The organism is Microbulbifer thermotolerans (genome assembly GCF_900112305.1).
Taxonomy (GTDB): Bacteria; Pseudomonadota; Gammaproteobacteria; order Pseudomonadales; family Cellvibrionaceae; genus Microbulbifer; species Microbulbifer thermotolerans.
This window is the reverse complement of sequence record NZ_FOKT01000006.1, coordinates 274,736-292,860: the sequence shown is the minus strand read 5'-3', so window position 1 is coordinate 292,860 and position 18,125 is coordinate 274,736. Positions and strand designations below refer to the sequence as shown.

General features: G+C 49.8%; 11 protein-coding genes. 4 read left to right on the top strand and 7 right to left on the bottom strand.

What is annotated here, in order from left to right:
• Nucleotides 1-157 precede the first annotated feature (157 nt).
• Entirely contained in the window at nt 158-1,867 is a 1,710-nt protein-coding gene (locus tag BM155_RS11690) for a hypothetical protein (RefSeq protein WP_074903257.1), read from the top strand.
• Between the two features lie 77 nt (nt 1,868-1,944).
• On the opposite strand, the gene BM155_RS11685 is transcribed toward BM155_RS11690, so the two are convergent.
• Complete coding sequence (locus tag BM155_RS11685; protein WP_067154097.1) at nt 1,945-5,454, bottom strand: TonB-dependent receptor; 3,510 nt, start codon at nt 5,452-5,454, stop codon at nt 1,945-1,947.
• Between the two features lie 437 nt (nt 5,455-5,891).
• Between BM155_RS11685 and BM155_RS11680 the strand changes: the two genes are divergently transcribed.
• The gene (locus BM155_RS11680) at nt 5,892-6,863 is read left to right on the top strand and encodes a sugar kinase (protein WP_074903255.1); all 972 of its coding nucleotides are present in this window, start codon (nt 5,892-5,894) and stop codon (nt 6,861-6,863) included.
• A 139-nt stretch (nt 6,864-7,002) separates the two neighbouring features.
• Here the strand turns inward: BM155_RS11680 and BM155_RS11675 are convergent, their stop codons facing one another.
• The 3 genes from BM155_RS11675 to BM155_RS11665 all read right to left on the bottom strand — a co-directional run bounded on the left by BM155_RS11675 (nt 7,003) and on the right by BM155_RS11665 (nt 12,169).
• A complete protein-coding gene (locus BM155_RS11675; RefSeq protein WP_067154101.1) occupies nt 7,003-7,722 on the bottom strand; it encodes a SapC family protein in 720 nt (239 codons plus the stop codon).
• 17 nt (nt 7,723-7,739) lie between these two features.
• On the bottom strand, nt 7,740-9,293 hold the full coding sequence (locus tag BM155_RS11670; protein WP_074903252.1) for a tryptophan halogenase family protein: 1,554 nt from the start codon (nt 9,291-9,293) through the stop codon (nt 7,740-7,742).
• An 89-nt stretch (nt 9,294-9,382) separates the two neighbouring features.
• Nucleotides 9,383-12,169, bottom strand: a complete 2,787-nt coding sequence (locus tag BM155_RS11665; protein WP_083421170.1) for a TonB-dependent receptor — start codon at nt 12,167-12,169, stop codon at nt 9,383-9,385.
• A 259-nt stretch (nt 12,170-12,428) separates the two neighbouring features.
• Here BM155_RS11665 and agaA point away from each other — a divergent pair, with 259 nt between their 5' ends.
• Nucleotides 12,429-13,730: a beta-agarase AgaA gene (agaA, locus tag BM155_RS11660; RefSeq protein WP_074903249.1), complete on the top strand. Its 1,302-nt coding sequence runs from the start codon at nt 12,429-12,431 to the stop codon at nt 13,728-13,730.
• 964 nt (nt 13,731-14,694) lie between these two features.
• Here agaA and BM155_RS11655 read toward each other — a convergent pair.
• Complete coding sequence (locus BM155_RS11655) at nt 14,695-15,159, bottom strand: hypothetical protein (protein WP_074903246.1); 465 nt, start codon at nt 15,157-15,159, stop codon at nt 14,695-14,697.
• Nucleotides 15,160-15,450: 291 nt separating this feature from the next.
• On the bottom strand, nt 15,451-16,377 hold the full coding sequence (locus BM155_RS11650) for a LysR family transcriptional regulator (protein ID WP_074903244.1): 927 nt from the start codon (nt 16,375-16,377) through the stop codon (nt 15,451-15,453).
• Between the two features lie 122 nt (nt 16,378-16,499).
• Here BM155_RS11650 and BM155_RS11645 point away from each other — a divergent pair, with 122 nt between their 5' ends.
• Nucleotides 16,500-17,222 (top strand): SDR family oxidoreductase, encoded by a 723-nt coding sequence (locus tag BM155_RS11645; protein WP_067154116.1) that lies wholly within the window; start codon nt 16,500-16,502, stop codon nt 17,220-17,222.
• 183 nt (nt 17,223-17,405) lie between these two features.
• On the opposite strand, the gene BM155_RS11640 is transcribed toward BM155_RS11645, so the two are convergent.
• Nucleotides 17,406-18,038, bottom strand: a complete 633-nt coding sequence (locus BM155_RS11640) for a DUF1294 domain-containing protein (protein WP_067154119.1) — start codon at nt 18,036-18,038, stop codon at nt 17,406-17,408.
• Nucleotides 18,039-18,125: the final 87 nt, after the last annotated feature.

The window sequence follows — 18,125 nt, the reverse complement described above, 5'->3', positions numbered from 1 at the left end:
TTTCTAAGTTCGCCTCACAAACATATTATGTTTAATTCAGTCATATCAATAGCCTATCGCGTTGTTTGCAGTCCAAATATGGCTGTCGATGGCTGGAAGGCGCCTCACGCGACGCCAATATGACAAAAATAATCAATAAAATCAGAGGATTAGAGCGATGAAAATAAAAGAAGCACTACTCGCCACGTCAGTTTTGGCGATTTTTTGTACACCTCTATTCGCCGGTCAAGATGAGGTTGCGAGCCAATACGACCTAAGCGGGACGGGATACGGTCAAGATATCAACACCTTTGCACACAAGTATATACAAGGGGCTTCTCCATACTTCGAAAACCGTGTTTTTGACCAGCAGCCAGAAGAGCTGTACCCGGCTAGAAACTACACATCACAGACTAATGACACCCAGCGCTTACTGGCCGCCCTACGGCGAGCGAGCCAAGAAGACAGTGATGGAGGGGTAGTTATACTCCGTGCAGCAAAAAACGGCGGCAACAACCGTTACCGGTTAGACCGCGTGGACATGCCCTCCAATGTACGCTTAGAGGTAGACCCGGATGTCACTATAGAAATGATTGGCAATCTGAAGACCTCTGGATCAAACCAGTTCCTTTTCAGTATCGGCCGCAGCCCTAACGTCAACAATCTAATCAGAGAGCGTATTCGCAACGTGGAAATTACCTCCACGCACCCTACCCGCCGATTCACCATCGATGCAAAAACCAATATGCCTATCTCCTACGGTGTTCACGGAGATAAAACCAAGGATACAGCCATCAACTACACCCGTGCTATACCAATCGGTATCTATTACGCGGAAAACTTTGCTATTTCAGGAATACGAATAATCGACAATCACACCGAGCATGTCGGCATTTCCCTTTACCCAGACTGTGACTATAAAGATGGCGCTCTGGCTGATCGCAATGGAACCAATGGAAATCCACAAGACGATGTTTGGCTTGGTCGGGATGGTCAACCACTCCCCATGGACTCCGAAGGAAACTATGTCGATGATAAGGGCCGAATAATACCCGACGAGGAGGCTATAATCCGCAATCTCACTTACGGACGCACCCCCGTAAAAGGAACTATTGAAAATATTGTCCTGCAAAATTCGCACACAGGTTATGGGGCCGTTCAGATATTTGGTGGTGATTGGATATATATCAATAATATCAAAGCGGTAAAAGGCGTCGGCGTCAGAATTGAAGCAGGAAACGGCTCGGCGACAGACAATATCAACCGGGCAGGCCCCTATTTATCGTCTATCAACAATGTAGAAGTACACAACGTGACTGTCACCAAGGGGTTCACCGGTGTTTGGCTGAAGGCGCACGGGAAAATTAACAGAAATATTACCGTCAGCAATGTCACTGCGATCGATAGTGGCACAGCGGTTATCACCGACAAAAGTCGCATGAATCCCCACAGCCGAGACTTTATCAATGGCCGCTTCGAAAACCTTACCATCAAAGGAAACATAAAACTGATCAGGACAAATAAAAACGCAGGCAAGGCCGTAGCGGAAGTTGGCAATATGCTCACATATTTCATGTCACCGGCGGAGCGTGACAATTTGACTGACCGGAACGGCGACGGGCGCATCACGCAGGCGGATCTTCCGCACAATCGCTCTGGACGTCGCTGGTATCTGATGCAACCCACTTCTCCGATGATTATCGCCTCACAGAGAAATGCCAATGAAATTGGTGATACCTCGTCAGATATTAAAGCCGAGGAAGCAGGTTATTATCCTGTGGACTTCTCATCTGCCGTTGTGACGAGCGAAAATCCGCTGCGTCCCGAGTTAATATTATTCAACGAGGATTCGCGCAACTTAAATGGAGGCAATTCCAACCGGCTCTGATAAACAGCAAAACTCATAAAAAAGCCGCACTTCATCCGAAGTGCGGCAAATCAGATCACTAACGTATCTGAGAGGACTTAAAAGCGCGCCTGGATACCGAAGCGGTAACTGCGCCCTGTGCGATAATCAACAACCGTGCGGGATTTGGTCGCATCGCCATCCAGGGGGCTACCTTCGTCGTACAGAACCGGGTTTCCGTCTGCATCTACATCGCCCAGATCCATAAAGCGACTGGTGAAATAAGTCCGCACACCTTCGTCGGTCAGGTTCGTGGCCTGGAAGGACAATGAAATATTATCAGTAAGCGCATAAGTGGCAGACAGATCTAGGGTACGGCGGCCCTCTTGCCACAAAACGCCGTTGTTCCAGCTACGCTGAGCCAGTTGATCAGATGTTCCCTGGTACGCAAGTCGGATCTGGTGACCATCCTTTTCCCAGAAAACTGTCGCGTTATAGCTATGCTCTGGAGTATAAGCCACCGGCAATTCCGGAAGAACCAGACTCGGGTCCAGAGATGAAACCTCCTGGTCATAGGCACTATCTTGGTAGGTGTAGTTGAACATAGTTCCCAGCCCGGAGAAGATCCCCGGCAGCATATCGTAGGTTTGCGTATACTGAAGTTCTATCCCTTTGATTTCCGCACCCTTACCATTTTTGATCTGAGTCGTGCGGAATTGTGCACACATTTGCTCGGGATCGCCGGACAGCGCCCAGTCAGAGTTCAACTGCTCATTGCCCTGTATGCGTTTGGGCATGCAACCTTCCAGATCATCAGCAGTCTTGATGAGGTTAGCGGGATCGTACGGCTCCTCATTTTCATCAAGCCCCAGATCCCTCAAGTCGTCCATATAAGTAACAATGGTCTGGGACTCCTCGAAATTGGTCATGTCCTTATAGAAAAGACCTGCAGCTAACAATCCATTATCCGCGAAGTACCATTCCAATGAGAGGTCGAGGTTATTGGATTCCAGCGGGTCTAGCTTGGTGTTATACAAAGTAATCGCGTTTGCAGTCCGATCGCCCCAAACGGTTTCAACCACCCGGAAGCCTGGCCGAAGTGAGTCTATCTGAGGACGGGACATTGTTTTAGAGATCGCAAAACGACCAATCAGTTCCTCAGAAATCAGATAATTGATATTGAGACTTGGCAATACAACATCGTAGTCATGTTCATCAGTTACCGCGAAAGATCGGCGGCTCAAATCTTCGCCAGGAATAATGTTGCCGTCCTCGTCAAACTGACGTTCACCGTAAATGTTGAAATTTTCAGTAGACAGGTCGGAATGCCTCCATACCCACCATTCGTGAATGGTACCGACCCAATTGTCGGCTCCTGTTGTTAACAAGGGGTCATAGCATAGGCCAACATCCGGCAAGGGCACATCGTCTACACGAGTTTCTGTTCCCATAGTATCGTAACCTTGGCCATCTACACGAGACCAACGGGCTTCTTCTGTATAGTTATCACCGCCATAGAAGAGAATTCCTGGACAAGCTGGCAGCGAAGGATCACGGTATTGCTCCAGGACAAATGGGTCAAACACACGTCCGTTATTGGTTGGATCAGAGTGAAACACAACACCGGAGTAGCCTTCGGTTTCCACCGTAGTATTTACGTAACGTACGCCTACGTCACCAGTAAGCCTGTCATCCAGAAATGCAAAGTTTCCCTTTAGGTAGAACGCCTGGGTATCGAGTTCTGCGCTCCTGGTTTCCGTATTATCAGGAACTATAGCTACATCGGAATTTCCGAGCGCAGCCTCGAATGCCTTTTCCGCGGAAACAACAGTCCAGCCATCAGTAATATTATTTGCCGAGTACCCCAGAGATTCCATAAAGTCATCAACCGGGAAATCTCCGCCGACGATATTGGTTCCACTGATATCCGTCATACCTCTGATAGTGGTAAATATCTCTCCGGTAACCGGGTCTACTGTCGTAATGCCTTCAGTTACGTTAGTGAATATGCCTGTTTGATTATCAACAAATTTTTCACGATTTGAAAACTTGGCACCGAACTCCACCTTATTAATACCGGCAAAGTTCACATCCCAATCCACGTCAAAAAATGCAGAACTCTGAGTATCCTCTACCGCACGCTCTGTTTTTGTCAGATAGCTTAGATGCTGTGCAGCCAAGTCATCAGGGTTAAAGCCTGTCGTTGAAAAGTTATCGCGGGTATGCAGTTCATCTGGAGGAAGAACCTCTCCATGATCAACATAACCTGTACCTGCGACAAGGACACAACGGCCTGAGGTACAGTCGTAGCCAACCGGCTCAAGATCTTCCGGATTGGTATACATCAATTGACGAGCATTGATTCGGTCATAATTCTGCATATTTACATACAGAGATTTTCCGGGAATCTGCTCAGCCTTGGAATAGTTTACGCCACCACTTACGATAAACGAATTTCCTAGCTGGTGAGTGATATCCAAAGATACAATACTGTTTTCATTAGAAAACTCATTGGTCCCCTGGGATATATCACCCAATGCAGTCCGGTTCAGCATCTTTGTGAAAGTGCGTGTTTCGGTGTCATAGGTATGCCAGTCTTCCTGAGGGTCAGTCCACTCGGAAGGGCCTTCCATAATAACCCCATCGACGTATTCACCTTCAAACATGTTTCCGTATTCGCCAATTCGCACTCTCACATCGTGCATCTCGGACACTATGTCCTGCTTATTCCAGCTGATATTGGCGTTTACTTCAGTATTTTCCGTTGCGTCCCACTGCAATCCCAGATTGACACCCTGACGATCACGTTCGTTCTGGAATAGCTTCATATGTGAGAATGGAATAGCAATACCCGTTACATTTTCAACAACTTCGCCATTCTCATCGCGAGCAATTCTGGATGTTTTTGCGACAAAGTCCTCCGCTTCATACTGATCTTTTCGAACCGAGTTTGTCTCATCAAAAGCGGTAACAATGATACCCAGTGTGTCATCAAAAAATTTTCCGGTGTAAGTACCGGATATCTTGTAATCCTCCCCTTCGGCAAGGTCGTTATAGCGGCCCTGACCGCTAATATTAAAGCCTTCATTGATCTCCAATGGCTTTGCAGTGATCAGATTAATATTTGCTCCGAGGGACCCCTCGTCGTGGTCTGCACTTGGCGTCTTAACAACTTCAATCTTGGAAAGGATATCCGCCGAGTATGCGGAGAGATCCACTGCCTGGCTAAATCCGGTAGAACCAAGCTGTACACCATTTAAACTGATATTGTTCTGCTGCGCATTTGCTCCGCGCACAGTAATAGTGGTACCTTCCCCGTCGTCCGTTTGCATAGAAACACCTGTCACACGGGAGAGGGCTTCAGCAATATTCTGGTCCGTGGTTTTCCCTATGTCCTCGGCATTGATAGTGTCTTTGATGTTGTTACCATATCGCTTGTCATCAATAGACTTTTCAATACTGGCGCGAATACCAGTTACCTCTATCTCTTCAAGATAAAGATATGCGCTCTTTTCATCGGGGTCCTTTACTTCATCATCCTGTGCGAACGCTTGTCCAGTGCATATTGAAAGCACTGCAACAGATAATGCCGACATACGGAAGTGATTACGTACAGAAGACGTAGACATAGGTATCTCTCTCCATCGGGTTGTGTTTTTTATTATCAAGTCGGTGTTCACGATACCGCTTGCGGTTCCCTAGACTCGAAAAAAGCCCGTTTTTATTTTTTTGAGCTTCTCCAGCACCCGCAATCATCCGCCACACCACCGCCATAAGTCAACTATTTATTGTTAACAATATACATTTTTTGACCGTACGATGATAAAATGCCCGCCTAACAACGATCGCCAAAATCGACCAAAAATAGCTTAAGTTATTGTTTTTTATAATATTTTTTTATAATCAAGGCTCCATACAAACATTGTTAACAATGGACAATAGAAAGCAAGGTAAACAAAGGGCAGAATATCCACCCTGCTGTGCGCTGATGCGCCGCATATTGACTTAACTGTCAATACTACTTTCAAGGCGATCCACAACAGGATAAAGATTAAAGGACACTGAAATGACAGACCTCGTAATCCTTGGTGAAAGCATGCTCGAACTCAGCCAGGTTGAGCCCGGGCTTTACCGGCAATCTTTCGCCGGAGATGTGCACAGTGTCGCGGTGTATTTCAAACGCCTGGCAGACGCTGAAGATAGGGTGCGGTTGTTGACGGCAGTTGGGAATGACTCTGCCAGTGATCAAATGATCGCCGCTCTTCTAGAGGAAGATATCGATACCTCTTTAGTATTTCGACACCCCAACCGTCAGTTGGGTCTGTATATAGTAAGCAACGACGCCTGCGGAGAACGCAATTTCAGCTACTGGCGCTCAAACTCTGCCGCCAGGGAGATAATGTCTTTGCTCAGGGATGCAACCCTGCTAGCTGGCGATAGCGGCCTCCTTCCCAGCAAACTAGTACCTTGCCCAGATCTATTCTTTTTTAGTGGTATATCGTTAGCCGTGCTGACTCCCGATACGCGGCCAGCCTTTTGGGATTTACTACTGCAATTGCGCGATGCAGGCGCCCGCATCGTATTCGATCCCAATTACCGTCCCAAACTATGGGCCTCACGTAAAGACACCCGAACAGAATACGCCCTTGCGTTTGAATACTCCCACTTGGTTCTCCCCGGTATAGAAGACCTGGAAGCGCTTTACGGAGTACAAGACTTTTGTGGTGCCTGCGAGTTTCTGGAGCAGTTTGATATCGAGGAGCTGGTAATCAAGGATGGCCCCAACGGCGTTTACTATCGGGGGCCAGAGGAATCCTTTCTCGAGCCAATTACACCAGTTGAACAGGTAGTAGACACCACCGCAGCTGGCGACTCTTTTAATGGAAGCTATCTCGCCTTCCGTAGTCAGGGAGCCTCACCAAGAGAAGCCATTGCCCGGGCTGCCACAATTTCCGCTTTGGTAATTCAGCACAAGGGCGCTTTGGTGGATAAATCCATTTTTAAAAATTTAATCGAAAGCCAAGATATTTCTAAATGAAAAAAAACCGCTGCAAGCCTCTAAAGAAGCTCTGATTAATTCATGTAAGTGCAGTAGCTGGTTCCGGAGCGTACCGAAACCAGCTGTGGTAGTAACACGCATTAGTTAGATATACGTGTGTAAGCCTTTAAACAGGCTATTATTTAATCAAATCATTCTTTAACGCAATCAGTTTTCGCACCTGTCCCATGGATGCGGAAAGCCAATAGGCCGCCTGTAGATAGCCACGTTGATGCATAGACACCAACCGTGCTGCGTCCAATTTCTGAAGCTTTTCATCGTTAACTGTATATAGACCTTCGTAACGCTTCTGCTCACCATTGGAAAAACGTACACTTAACTGAACTGGCTCTATCAAATCTTCTTCAGCCAAATACTTCAGAAACGCACTGGTAGATGTCATGCCTGAAATCAGCTGAGAGAGAATAACTGTCACTTCTTCCAGATAGCTGGACTTACTGCCATCATCATTGAACAACCGCTCTCCCTCTTTCTCCTGTACCCGTTCACTATCAGTATCAATAATAATCAGTGCCTCAGTATCTCCCTCCGCCGACGTTTTTTTATGACCGACCATGAATGGCTGGCGTCGAATATGCAAAGGAAGGTACTCAGCTTTCCATTCATCGCCATAGAGAAACAAGTTCTCATCGGGCTCAAATCCCAACAAAGCGCACAGGGAAAACTGCCCATTATTCGGATTTTTTGTAATACATACGGGATATTCCAGTACCAGATTACGCAACTCATCAGCGATTACCGGAACCAAATTAGTGTTTTCCCCATATTCTGCTCCACGCTTAGTAATCACTCGCAGATTTCTGTGGCGTTCATTATTCAGGGCTACGGCTTTAGCCATGACTTTCTCCCGTTTTTTTATATTTTTTGCAATCCGAATTTACGGATTTTATTAATAAGATCCCGGTGGGGCTGAAGCAATCTTAACATTTTCTCAAGCCCGCGGTTTTTCTGCTCAAACAGTTGCGCGGCCATTTCAAGATTGGGTGCAGAAATTCCACCCGGTCGCGGCTTTGTTTCATATCCCATACCGTACAATACGTATTGATAACTCGCCGCGGGAAACACCTCTACAGCCCGGTCAAAATCGTCGTGCCAAGGGGGCTGGTACCTCCAGAGGGTCAATAGTTCTTTCAGACTGTCCGGCACACTTACCGGATCGCAGTTATCGAGCCAGAATTCGCTATCTTTACGCTTGGTGAGCACATAGTGCAACTTTAGAAAATCTATGATCCGATCCCAGCGATAAAGAAAGGATTCATTAAAGCGGCGAGCGACCACATCCATTGCGGCCCGGCTTGCAGGAAACTGTTCCGCGATCATGTTTGCGGAGATTTCCACCAATACCAAAGCGGAAGATTCCAACGGCTCAAGAAATCCGGCAGAGAGACCGACAGCAACACAGTTGCGATGCCAGAACTTTTCCCGGTGGCCGGGCACAATGGGGATTTTACGCACACCCAGCTCATCGAGCTGCGGTTCGGACATATTGAGATAAGACGCCAACTCGCGGTAAGCCGAGCTCTCATCAGAGTGCGCACTGGAATACACATGACCGACACCACGGCGATTCTGCAAGCCGATATCCCATATCCAACCGGCACTTTGGGCCGTAGAAATGGTATGAGTGGCCATAGGAGAATTTTCGTGTTCGTAAGGTACCTGAACCGCCAGGGCTGTATCGATAAACAGCACACTTTTGCAGGAATGGAATGGTATACCGAAGTGTTCACCCAGCAACTTCGAGCGGAAGCCACTGCAGTCAATAAACAGGTCGCCGGAGACCTCCCCTGCCGTATCGGTCTGCAGGGCAGCAATATCACCGGTTTCACTTTCCCGCACGCCACTCACATCAGCCAGAATGTGGCGCACGCCAAGATTTTCTGTGCAATGTTCCTGTAGGAACCTGGAAAACTTACCCGCATCCAGGTGATAGGCGTAATTAGCGATTGCAGCGTATTCAGGCGTGTCAATCGTCTTGGGGGCCAGATTGCGCTGGCAGAGAGCTTCCTGAGGACAAACAGTATTGGAAAAAGACACGGAGCGATCACCCGCCAACCAATGGGGAGCCAGGTTGTGGCTATTAAAACCTTCTGGCAACACTAAAGGATGGTAGTAGAAATCCTCTTTGGCTCCTGTACTCCAGCGTGCAAACTTCGCCCCTTGCTTGAAGCCCACATTGCATTCGCGAATAAAGTCCGTTTCGCGAACACCCATTCTCTTCAGGGTATTGCGCATAGTGGGCCAAGTCCCCTCGCCTACCCCAATCGTGGGAACATTTGGGGATTCTATCAAAGTAACACTGACTGGCTCCGCCTGGTCTCTTTTAAAGCGCGCCGCAAGCGTGCCGGCAGTGATCCAGCCCGCCGTACCACCCCCCAGTATCACCACAGATTTTACCGGTTGAGACATAGTGATCTCACTTTATTCGCTAAAAAAAAAGAGGGCCACCACATCCCTGGCAGCCCTCCTCCATACTACAAAAACAATCTCTAAATCGGTTAGAACTTGGCGCGAACACCAAAGTTGTAACGCGCACCATACTGCTCTGCACTAACCAGCTGGTTGGCGAAGCGACCGTGACGACGGATAGTTTCTTCGGTGATATTCAAACCTTCGAAGAAAACAGAGACATTCTCAGTCACGTCATAGCTGGCATTCAGGTCCCACTGTCCGTAGGCCTCGGTGAATACCGGCTCCCCGCCAATTTGCGATTGACGGGTATCCAGCAGAAAGTCGTCGCGCCAGTTATAGGCCAAACGTACCTGGAGAGGCCCCTGCTCGTAGAACCCAATCAGGTTAGCAGAGTCGGAAAGGCCCGTCAGGGCAAAGACATTGTCAGTGCTGTAAACATCGTAGTCCACATCGCCATCCACCAGTGTGGCGTTGAAGATAGTTCCGAAGCCGCTATCTCCGAACATATGCTGAACGGCGAATTCCCAGCCGTAAACCTCTGCATCTTCCAAGTTGTCGGAAGTAGTCACGTTCCAGGTAATGACCGGATCATCGGCAGTGCCCATACAGGCCGGGTTAGTACCACTAGAGTCAGGACAGCCAGAGCGAGGGTTGACACTGGGGTCAGTCAGCGGGTTGCCGTTAACATCGTAAATTACGCGTTCTTCCGTAGTTGAGCCGATAAAGTTCTCCACGTACTTCTTAAAGTAGCCCAGAGACACATAACTGCCTTCATCGTAGTAGTACTCTACGGACAGATCGAAGTTGTCCGAGGTAATAGGCAACAGACCCGGGTTACCCTGAGACGCATTGAAAGGGCCTCCTGGGCGGGAAACATTGAGCGAAGTGGACGGGAACATCGCAGAAATATCCGCGCGGCTCAGAGTGCGGCTGTAGGAAGCGCGCGCAACCAGTTCGTCGGTCAGCTCAATACTGGCATCCAGGTTCGGCAGGAAGCGGGTGTACTCACCCTCGAGGGTATCTGCACTGGGCGTATCATCAGTTACTTCACGCAATTCCTCGGAGTGCCAATAGCTCAGGCCGAGGAAACCGTTCTGAATGGATGTGCCCGTAACCTCAGTATCTTCAAACCTAAGACCGGCATTTACACGAATGGGATAGCCGTTAAATTCGGTTTCAAAATCCATGGAGACAAAGGCCGCAAATGTTTCTTCGCTCACTTTGTCAAAAGTAGGCGTAGCCTCATAGTATTGCCCAGAAGCCTTTACCGCGTCGATAAAATCGGAAGCTTCATAGTCCGCCAGAAGCGGGAAAAGCCCACTGTTGTTACCGATTTCACTGCCAAAATCGCCCAACGACTCAAAATCGATGCCCATTTCCGACAGATCACCTAGATCGACAAAAGCGAAAGATTGGCTTTCGTATACATCTATCTGGTAATCGGTGTTGGCAATACCGAACTTGATTGTTCTAAGAGCACCATCATCCAAGTTGTCCCAGGTGCCAGTCAGCTGAACTTGCTGAATATTGTTTTCAATCTGATAACCCCGCTCCTGGAAGAGATCGGAAACGATGTTATCCGGGTCATAGGCGCCGCCATCGAGCGCGGAATCATCAAAGCTGATTCCCGGCAGGCCGCTGCCGCTGGAGAAGTCTGCCACTGCATCTACCAGCTTTCCGGGGTTCTTGGTATTGGCAATGGTTTCCGCCGGTTCACCATTCGGCTGAGACTGGGATGTAGAATCGTGTACGTCCAGAGCGAAGCGCAGAGAATCCGTCGCCTCCCACTCCACATTGAAACCGATGGAGTCATTCTCGGTTACGAAATGATAATCCCAGGCCCAGAAGTTCAGTTCATCGTTCTGAACACTCGGGTTAATTACCGTACCGTTTGCATCAGTCACACCATCGGAAGAATCAAACCACACGCTGGTGCGGTTCATGGAAATTTCTTCGTCGTAACGGGATGCGGTGTAGTCCAGAGTCGCTGTTACACTGTCAATAGGCGCAAATTGTAATACCAGCTGACCGTTTTGGCGCTCGCGCTGGTGATCCGCCACATCTACGTCGAAGGTCCAGGGCGCCCAGTAGGTGCCTTCCGGGTTTTTGGTGCGATCAATCGCAGAGGTATCCGCTGTACCGTAGTTCGGCACCCATCCCTGAGTTTTGACTGCCTCACTACGGCTGTCGCGCTCAGCGTGGGAAAAGGCCAACAGCACACCAAACTTATCGTCAAAGAACTTACTACTCACCATGCTGGCAATTTCCGGTGTGACGGAATCGCCATTTTCGACACTGGTATCCATCACGCCTTTTACACTCGCGCTGGCCACAAGGCCATCGTAATCGAATGGGCGCGCTGTCTTAATATTGATGGTGGAACCGATACCGCCGGAGTACACATCCGCCTTACCGGTTTTGTAGACCTCCACACCAGATACGCTCTCAGCAGAGATCTCCGCGAAACGGAAGCTACGTGTGATACCCTCGGACTGCAACGCGGAAGAGTTTGGCATTTGGCGACCATTCAAAGTCACCAAGTTAAAGTTGGGCCCAAAGCCGCGCACGGTAACCTTGTTACCCTCGTTATTGCTGCGGTCGATGGATACGCCCGTCATACGCTGCAGGGACTCAGCCAAATTGGTATCCGGGAATTTGCCGATGTCCTCGGCGGAAATTGCCTCCACAACACCGGAAGAGTCTCTCTTAATATCCATGGCATTGGTCAAGGACTGGCGGATACCGGTTACGGTAATCTCTTCCAGAGCCGCGTCACCATAGTTAGAAGTCTCTTGCGCTTGCAGATTGACACTGGCGGCAACTACAGCAGCGGACAAGGCGCTCAAGTGGAAGCGCTTATTATTGATAGGCATGGGTGCTTCTCTCTTCATCCGGGCGCTCGATGCCTAGGTCCAAGTCCTTTTGACCAAGGGATAGAGTGCCTCATTGTTATTGGATAGAACCTCTCGGTACAGCCGCCGGGAGTGGTGGATTATTGGTTATCCACTCACGTGGCTGACGCGAATATCCTGGGCGCATGCTCACCCAATGTCAATAGTTAATTGTAGATTGTCAACAAAACTGCTATGGTCGCGGCTCCAATAATGATAATGACCCAAAGGAGAAACCGCGATGAGAAAAATAACCTCAATACTACTCACGTGTGTAATGGGCTGTACCGCGACATACGCCGCAGATTGGGATGGAGTTCCCGTACCCGCCAACCCCGGGAGCGGCAAAACCTGGGAGCTACATCCCCTCTCAGACGACTTCAACTACGAGGCACCGGCCGCCGGTAAAAGCACCCGCTTCTACGAGCGTTGGAAAGAGGGCTTTATTAACCCCTGGACCGGGCCAGGCCTGACCGAGTGGCACCCGCACTACTCCTACGTCAGCGGCGGCAAACTGGCTATCACCTCCGGGCGCAAACCGGGCACAAACCAGGTATATCTCGGCAGCATTACATCAAAAGCGCCCCTTACCTACCCCGTCTATATGGAAGCCCGAGCCAAACTGAGCAATATGGTTCTGGCCTCCGATTTCTGGTTCCTGAGTGCAGACTCAACAGAAGAGATCGATGTTATCGAAGCCTACGGCAGTGACCGCCCAGGGCAGGAATGGTATGCAGAACGGCTGCACCTCAGCCACCATGTATTCATTCGCGACCCCTTTCAGGACTATCAGCCCACGGATGCGGGTTCCTGGTATGCGGACGGCAAAGGAACCAAGTGGCGGGATGCTTTCCACCGTGTCGGCGTTTACTGGCGTGACCCCTGGCACCTGGAGTACTACGTGGATGGAAAGCTGGTTCGCACTGTTTCGGGCCAGGACATCATAGACCCCAACGGGTTCACTGGCGGCACCGGTCTCAGTAAACCTATGTACGCCATTATCAATATGGAAGATCAAAACTGGCGCTCGGATAACGGCATTACCCCTACCGATGCCGAGCTAGCCGATCCCAACCGCAATACCTACTACGTAGACTGGGTACGGTTCTACAAGCCCGTTCCCATCAACGGCAATGCAACCACCGTTGAGCTTGGAAACTTCCACAACACGGGTAAAGACGGCGCTAATGTGACCGGTGATACAGTGTTGGGCTTCAACAAAAACGGCAACAACATCAACTACAACACCAAGGGCGACTGGGCTGACTACACTGTCAACCTGCCCGCTGCCGGCGAGTACCGCGTCGATCTGGTTATCGCGTCTCCCATGAGCAGCGGTCTGGGCGCAGAACTCACCTTTGCCGGCAATGCAGCCAAAACCGTGACACTCTCAAATACCGGCGGCTGGGAGTCCTATCAAACATTCACTCTCCCACAAACCATTAGCGTCTCATCCCCCGGCAACTACAACTTCCGATTGAAAAGCACTGGCAGCAGTAACTGGCAGTGGAATGGCGATGAAATCCGCTTTGTGAAGCTGTAATGCCACCCTACCCCGCAGTGCCTGCCACGGGCGCTGCGGCAACCATTGCACCACCGCGCCGGCTCTCCGGCGCGGTGGTCCCGACACCAGAGATGCCATAGCACAACAGCCCCAATCTAACGCCAACTGGCACACTCGTACAGTTTAAAAATTGACCATCTCTTGCCGAACAGACACCTTCTGGCTGAGCCCCGTCTAATCAGCGAAACGCAGACAAATGCTATCTATGATCGCAAATTAATAAATTATTGCTATGACTTCTATTCCACCACTCTACCGCTTCGAATTAAGGGACCGCTGATTAATTCTCGGGGTTTTCCCAGATACTTCACTCCCGGCTCTTAAAGAAGGCGGGCGCCAGGGGAAAGAAGCTCAACTGATGGGGTGGGCATTTAAGGAACCTCTGATTAAGTCACTTTCTGGTGGCAGAGGCGCTTCGGGGGCGGATGTGAAGCTCAGGTGATAGGACGGACATTTCGAAACCGTCGGAGCTACAGGGAAGTACTCGTGCGTTTTCGAAATGCCCGTCCTATTTCCTGAGCGCCCCGGAAGCTACCATAGTGTCCACGCGAATTAATCAGAGGTTCCTTAAAGCCCATCGAATACGGGATGAGAGCTACAGCGAAGTACTTGTGCGCTTCCGAAATATTCACCCATTGCCTGAGCATCTTGGAAGTTGTACAGCACTTAGCTAAATAAATCACAAGCCCGTCTGTTAATCAGTTAGCAGGTACAATTTGGAAGCCCTCTAATCTTCCTATTGCATTTTGCTACGTTGCTTTACTTTTTCCGTAAATCTCGCACTAAGTATGATTTTCGAGGGCTCTAGTGGCCAGCTCTTTTTGGCCATCACAACATTACAGGACGGATGGAAACACAATACAAAATCTTCAGAACAGCTACTTAAACACCGAAGCCCGCACATTAAAAAGCACCAGGTCTACAAGTCTCTCTTAAAAACTTATTACGTGTCAGAACCAGGGCATTTACGCTCTACTTTTGGTAGAACCACTCCATCTAAACCAGCATGTGCACCACAAGAGAAGATGTATCTTGCACAGTGCGCATTTGTGTCACTTATTGTTAATTTTCCGCCCTCAAAAGAAAATACCAACTTGCAGTTAATATCGTATTCTGGATCGTCCTCACTATAGACAAGCGTGTTATCAACATATGCCATTTTCAGCGGACCTTCATCTCCCTCAAGCGGAGAACCTATATGGCAAACATGAAAGTTCCCCCCCTGAATGACGCCATCCACAAAGAAGTCATCGGCAACCTTTGAGACTTCTATATATGTTAGTTTTCCCTCTGACTCATTGGACACAAGGCTGGTGATTTCATCACTTTTCAAATAGCAGCCTTCCATTGCAACAGCCTGCGTCGAGCCCACAAAAAGCAATCCAGTCAACGGTATAAACTTTATCATCTCATCCTCATAACACAGAACACCCGGCTAATGGCGCCAACGCTGTGAACAGCCTACTTTAAGCTGTTTATTATACTTACGGCTCTTCGCACAGTATGAGCTCTGGTTCTGATTAAAGTATTTTGGCCAACTTATCATTCAGCTTCCCCAGAGGAGACGTTAAGGAACCTCTGATTAATTCGCGTAAGCGCTCCGGAATCAACTACAGCGCTCATTCGAATTAATCCGAGTCTCCCTAAATAAAGTGAGTGAAGAATGGAGGCACGGCTGACGGGTGTAACTGGTTATTGCTCAAACCATCCGCCGCAGTGGCTGCCCTTCCCTCAGAGCCTTTTCGTAGACTTCTGCAAAATGCTCCTTCAGCCAATCCATTAGCCCACGTACTCTTTTCAGTTGATGCCGGTGCGGTGGGCAGACCAGTGACAGCTGAGTTGTTTCGGACCACTCTGGAAGCACTTCCACCAGATCACCCCGCGCGATATCTGCCTGCACATGGGTGTCGGTCAGCCGTGTGACTCCAAGACCGGAAAGAGCCGCCTGACGCATGGCACGTCCGCTTACAATTCTAAAACCATTTTTTGCTCGAATCAGTTGCTGCTCGTCTCCCCGCTCCAGTAGCCAATGGTCAACACTACCGTAGATAAGCGGCAGCTCCCGTAGGTCTGCAGGCGCATGGATAGGCCCGTGGCGGGCCAGAAACTCCGGGCTGGCCACGTAACGGGTGGTGATCCTGTGCAGGCTGCGAGCCACCAGTGTGGAATCAGCCAGTTCCCCCATTCGCACTACCAGGTCATAAGGACTGTTCAGCAGATCCACGCGTGTGCTGGAGAAGTCCAGTTCAACATCAACCTCCGGATTTGCCTGTTGGAAGCGGAATACCAAGGGCGCTATCAGCTCCTCCCCTATCAGACCGCCGACAGAGTTCATACGGATCACACCTTTTAGCTCCTGGGTGGATTGCATCGCCCATTCAGCAGCGGAGTCCAACTGGCGAAAAGCCAGCTGGCTGCGCTCAAAATAGCCCTTGCCAACGCTGGTCAGGCGCAGGTTGCGTGTGGTGCGGTGCAGCAGCTGCACCCCAAGCGCCTGCTCAAGCGCCGTCACCTGCTGACTGATGTTGGCCTTGGAGTGACCAGAGGCATTGGAAGCGGCGGTAAAACTGCCATACTCGGCCACCAGTAAGAAGGCACGCACCCACCGCCAAGAGATATTGTTCATAAAAACCGAACAGTCTTTTTCAAGTGTGTCTGTTTTTCATAATACTCTGCGAACAGAGAATGCGCTCGTACTTTCAATTTCCAGCCTACCATTTCGACAATGTTGCCCAAGGGAGAAAATCCATGGCAAAACCACTTGTAGTTATTACCGGCGCATCCTCAGGTATCGGCGCTGCCATCGCCCGGCAGTTTTCTGGCGCTGGCCACCCTCTGCTATTGCTCGCCCGCCGGGTGGATAGAATCGAGGCGCTCGACCTGCCGGACACTTTGTGCCGTCCAGTGGACGTGACCGATGCACAGGCATTTCGTGAGGCGCTCCGTGAAACTGAAGCCGTTTATGGCCCCGCAGACCTTCTGGTCAACAATGCCGGCGTAATGTTGCTGGGACAACTGGACACCCAGGCCCCGGAAGAATGGAAACAGATGTTCGATGTGAATGTGCTGGGTTTACTGAATGGCATTCAGGCGGTACTCGCAAATATGGTGGCCCGCGGCCGAGGTACCATCCTCAACATCAGCTCCATTGCGGGCAAAAAGAGCTTTCCCAACCACGCCGCCTATGTAGGTACCAAGTTCGCGGTCAGTGCCATAACCGAGAACCTGCGCGAGGAGGTGGCAGATAGCAGCGTGCGGGTGATGGCGATCCACCCCGGCGCAGTGGAAACAGAACTGCTCAGCCACACCACCAGCCAGGAGATCATCGCAGGATATGAGGAATGGAAAACCACCATGGGTGGAGTACTGGCGGCCGATGATATTGCCCGGGCTGCGTTCTTTATGTATCAGCAACCTCAGAACGTGAATATCCGCGATATCACCATCGCAGCTACTCGGCAGCAGGCCTGAAAAGACCCCTTTGCTAAGTACGGACTAGCCGGGCGACATGCCCATACAAAAAACCGCCCCTACCGGGCGGTTTTCAGCCACTGCCTCCAAATGTATCAAGGCCTGAGAGCAGCTAGCGATTAGCAAAGTCATCGCAATAAAAATTCCAAGAGTCAAAGATTATATTGCGCAGGCATTTTACTATTAAATCCTGATAAGCATAACCGCATTAATCCCCAGCTGCTGGCGTGCAAAATCCGCATCCGGCCATGCCAACAACCAGCCAAGTACCGTGAGATTCAGTAGCACATAAAACCAAAAGGTCGCCTGGAATGATAACTTGCGGGTCTTGTGGCGAAAAAACTGCTGCCCCACCAAAGCACCAGGCCAGCCACATAGAAGCTCAAAAAAATGTAACCGCCCCTCTGGTACACGCCAACTGCCACGCTCCGCCGCACGTTTATCTACTGCATACATCAAAAAGGTGATCAAACTCATAACCCCATAGGTCGCGGGCAAAAACAACGGCACATAGCCCAGCTTGAACAATAGCGAAAGCGAGGCCAAAACAGCCGTCGCAATCAGCAGCGCTATCCAGACCCCGGGTACCAACGCCGCTCCCAATCGGCTTACACCGGAATACTGAAATTGGGCTGCTTGTAAACGCCCCTGGGCATCTTTGCTTTGCTCGTAAACCACCTTACGGCTAGCCGATGGCCTTCCACGCCCCTGAAAAGCACTGATGTGCGCAAATACCCGTTCACCGTCCTCGTCTGGTGTAATAAAGCCAAAACCTTTGTTGTCATCCCAAGAAGTGAGAGAGCCTTTTTGCTTCACTATAAATTTCCTTATAGTATCTCTGAATAATTTTATGAATGCTGTAGATAGACATGAAGCGCTCAACTAGTAGGATGAGCACCTCGA

Excerpts from the sequence above, each read along its gene's own strand:
- BM155_RS11680 (WP_074903255.1), top strand. The coding sequence starts at position 5,892 with ATGACAGACCTCGTAATCCTTGGTGAAAGCATGCTCGAACTCAGCCAG.
- BM155_RS11685 (WP_067154097.1), bottom strand. The coding sequence starts at position 5,454 with ATGTCTACGTCTTCTGTACGTAATCACTTCCGTATGTCGGCATTATCT.
- BM155_RS11690 (WP_074903257.1), top strand. The coding sequence starts at position 158 with ATGAAAATAAAAGAAGCACTACTCGCCACGTCAGTTTTGGCGATTTTT.
- BM155_RS11645 (WP_067154116.1), top strand. The coding sequence starts at position 16,500 with ATGGCAAAACCACTTGTAGTTATTACCGGCGCATCCTCAGGTATCGGC.
- BM155_RS11675 (WP_067154101.1), bottom strand. The coding sequence starts at position 7,722 with ATGGCTAAAGCCGTAGCCCTGAATAATGAACGCCACAGAAATCTGCGA.
- BM155_RS11670 (WP_074903252.1), bottom strand. The coding sequence starts at position 9,293 with ATGTCTCAACCGGTAAAATCTGTGGTGATACTGGGGGGTGGTACGGCG.
- agaA (WP_074903249.1), top strand. The coding sequence starts at position 12,429 with ATGAGAAAAATAACCTCAATACTACTCACGTGTGTAATGGGCTGTACC.
- BM155_RS11650 (WP_074903244.1), bottom strand. The coding sequence starts at position 16,377 with ATGAACAATATCTCTTGGCGGTGGGTGCGTGCCTTCTTACTGGTGGCC.
- BM155_RS11655 (WP_074903246.1), bottom strand. The coding sequence starts at position 15,159 with ATGATAAAGTTTATACCGTTGACTGGATTGCTTTTTGTGGGCTCGACG.
- BM155_RS11665 (WP_083421170.1), bottom strand. The coding sequence starts at position 12,169 with ATGCCTATCAATAATAAGCGCTTCCACTTGAGCGCCTTGTCCGCTGCT.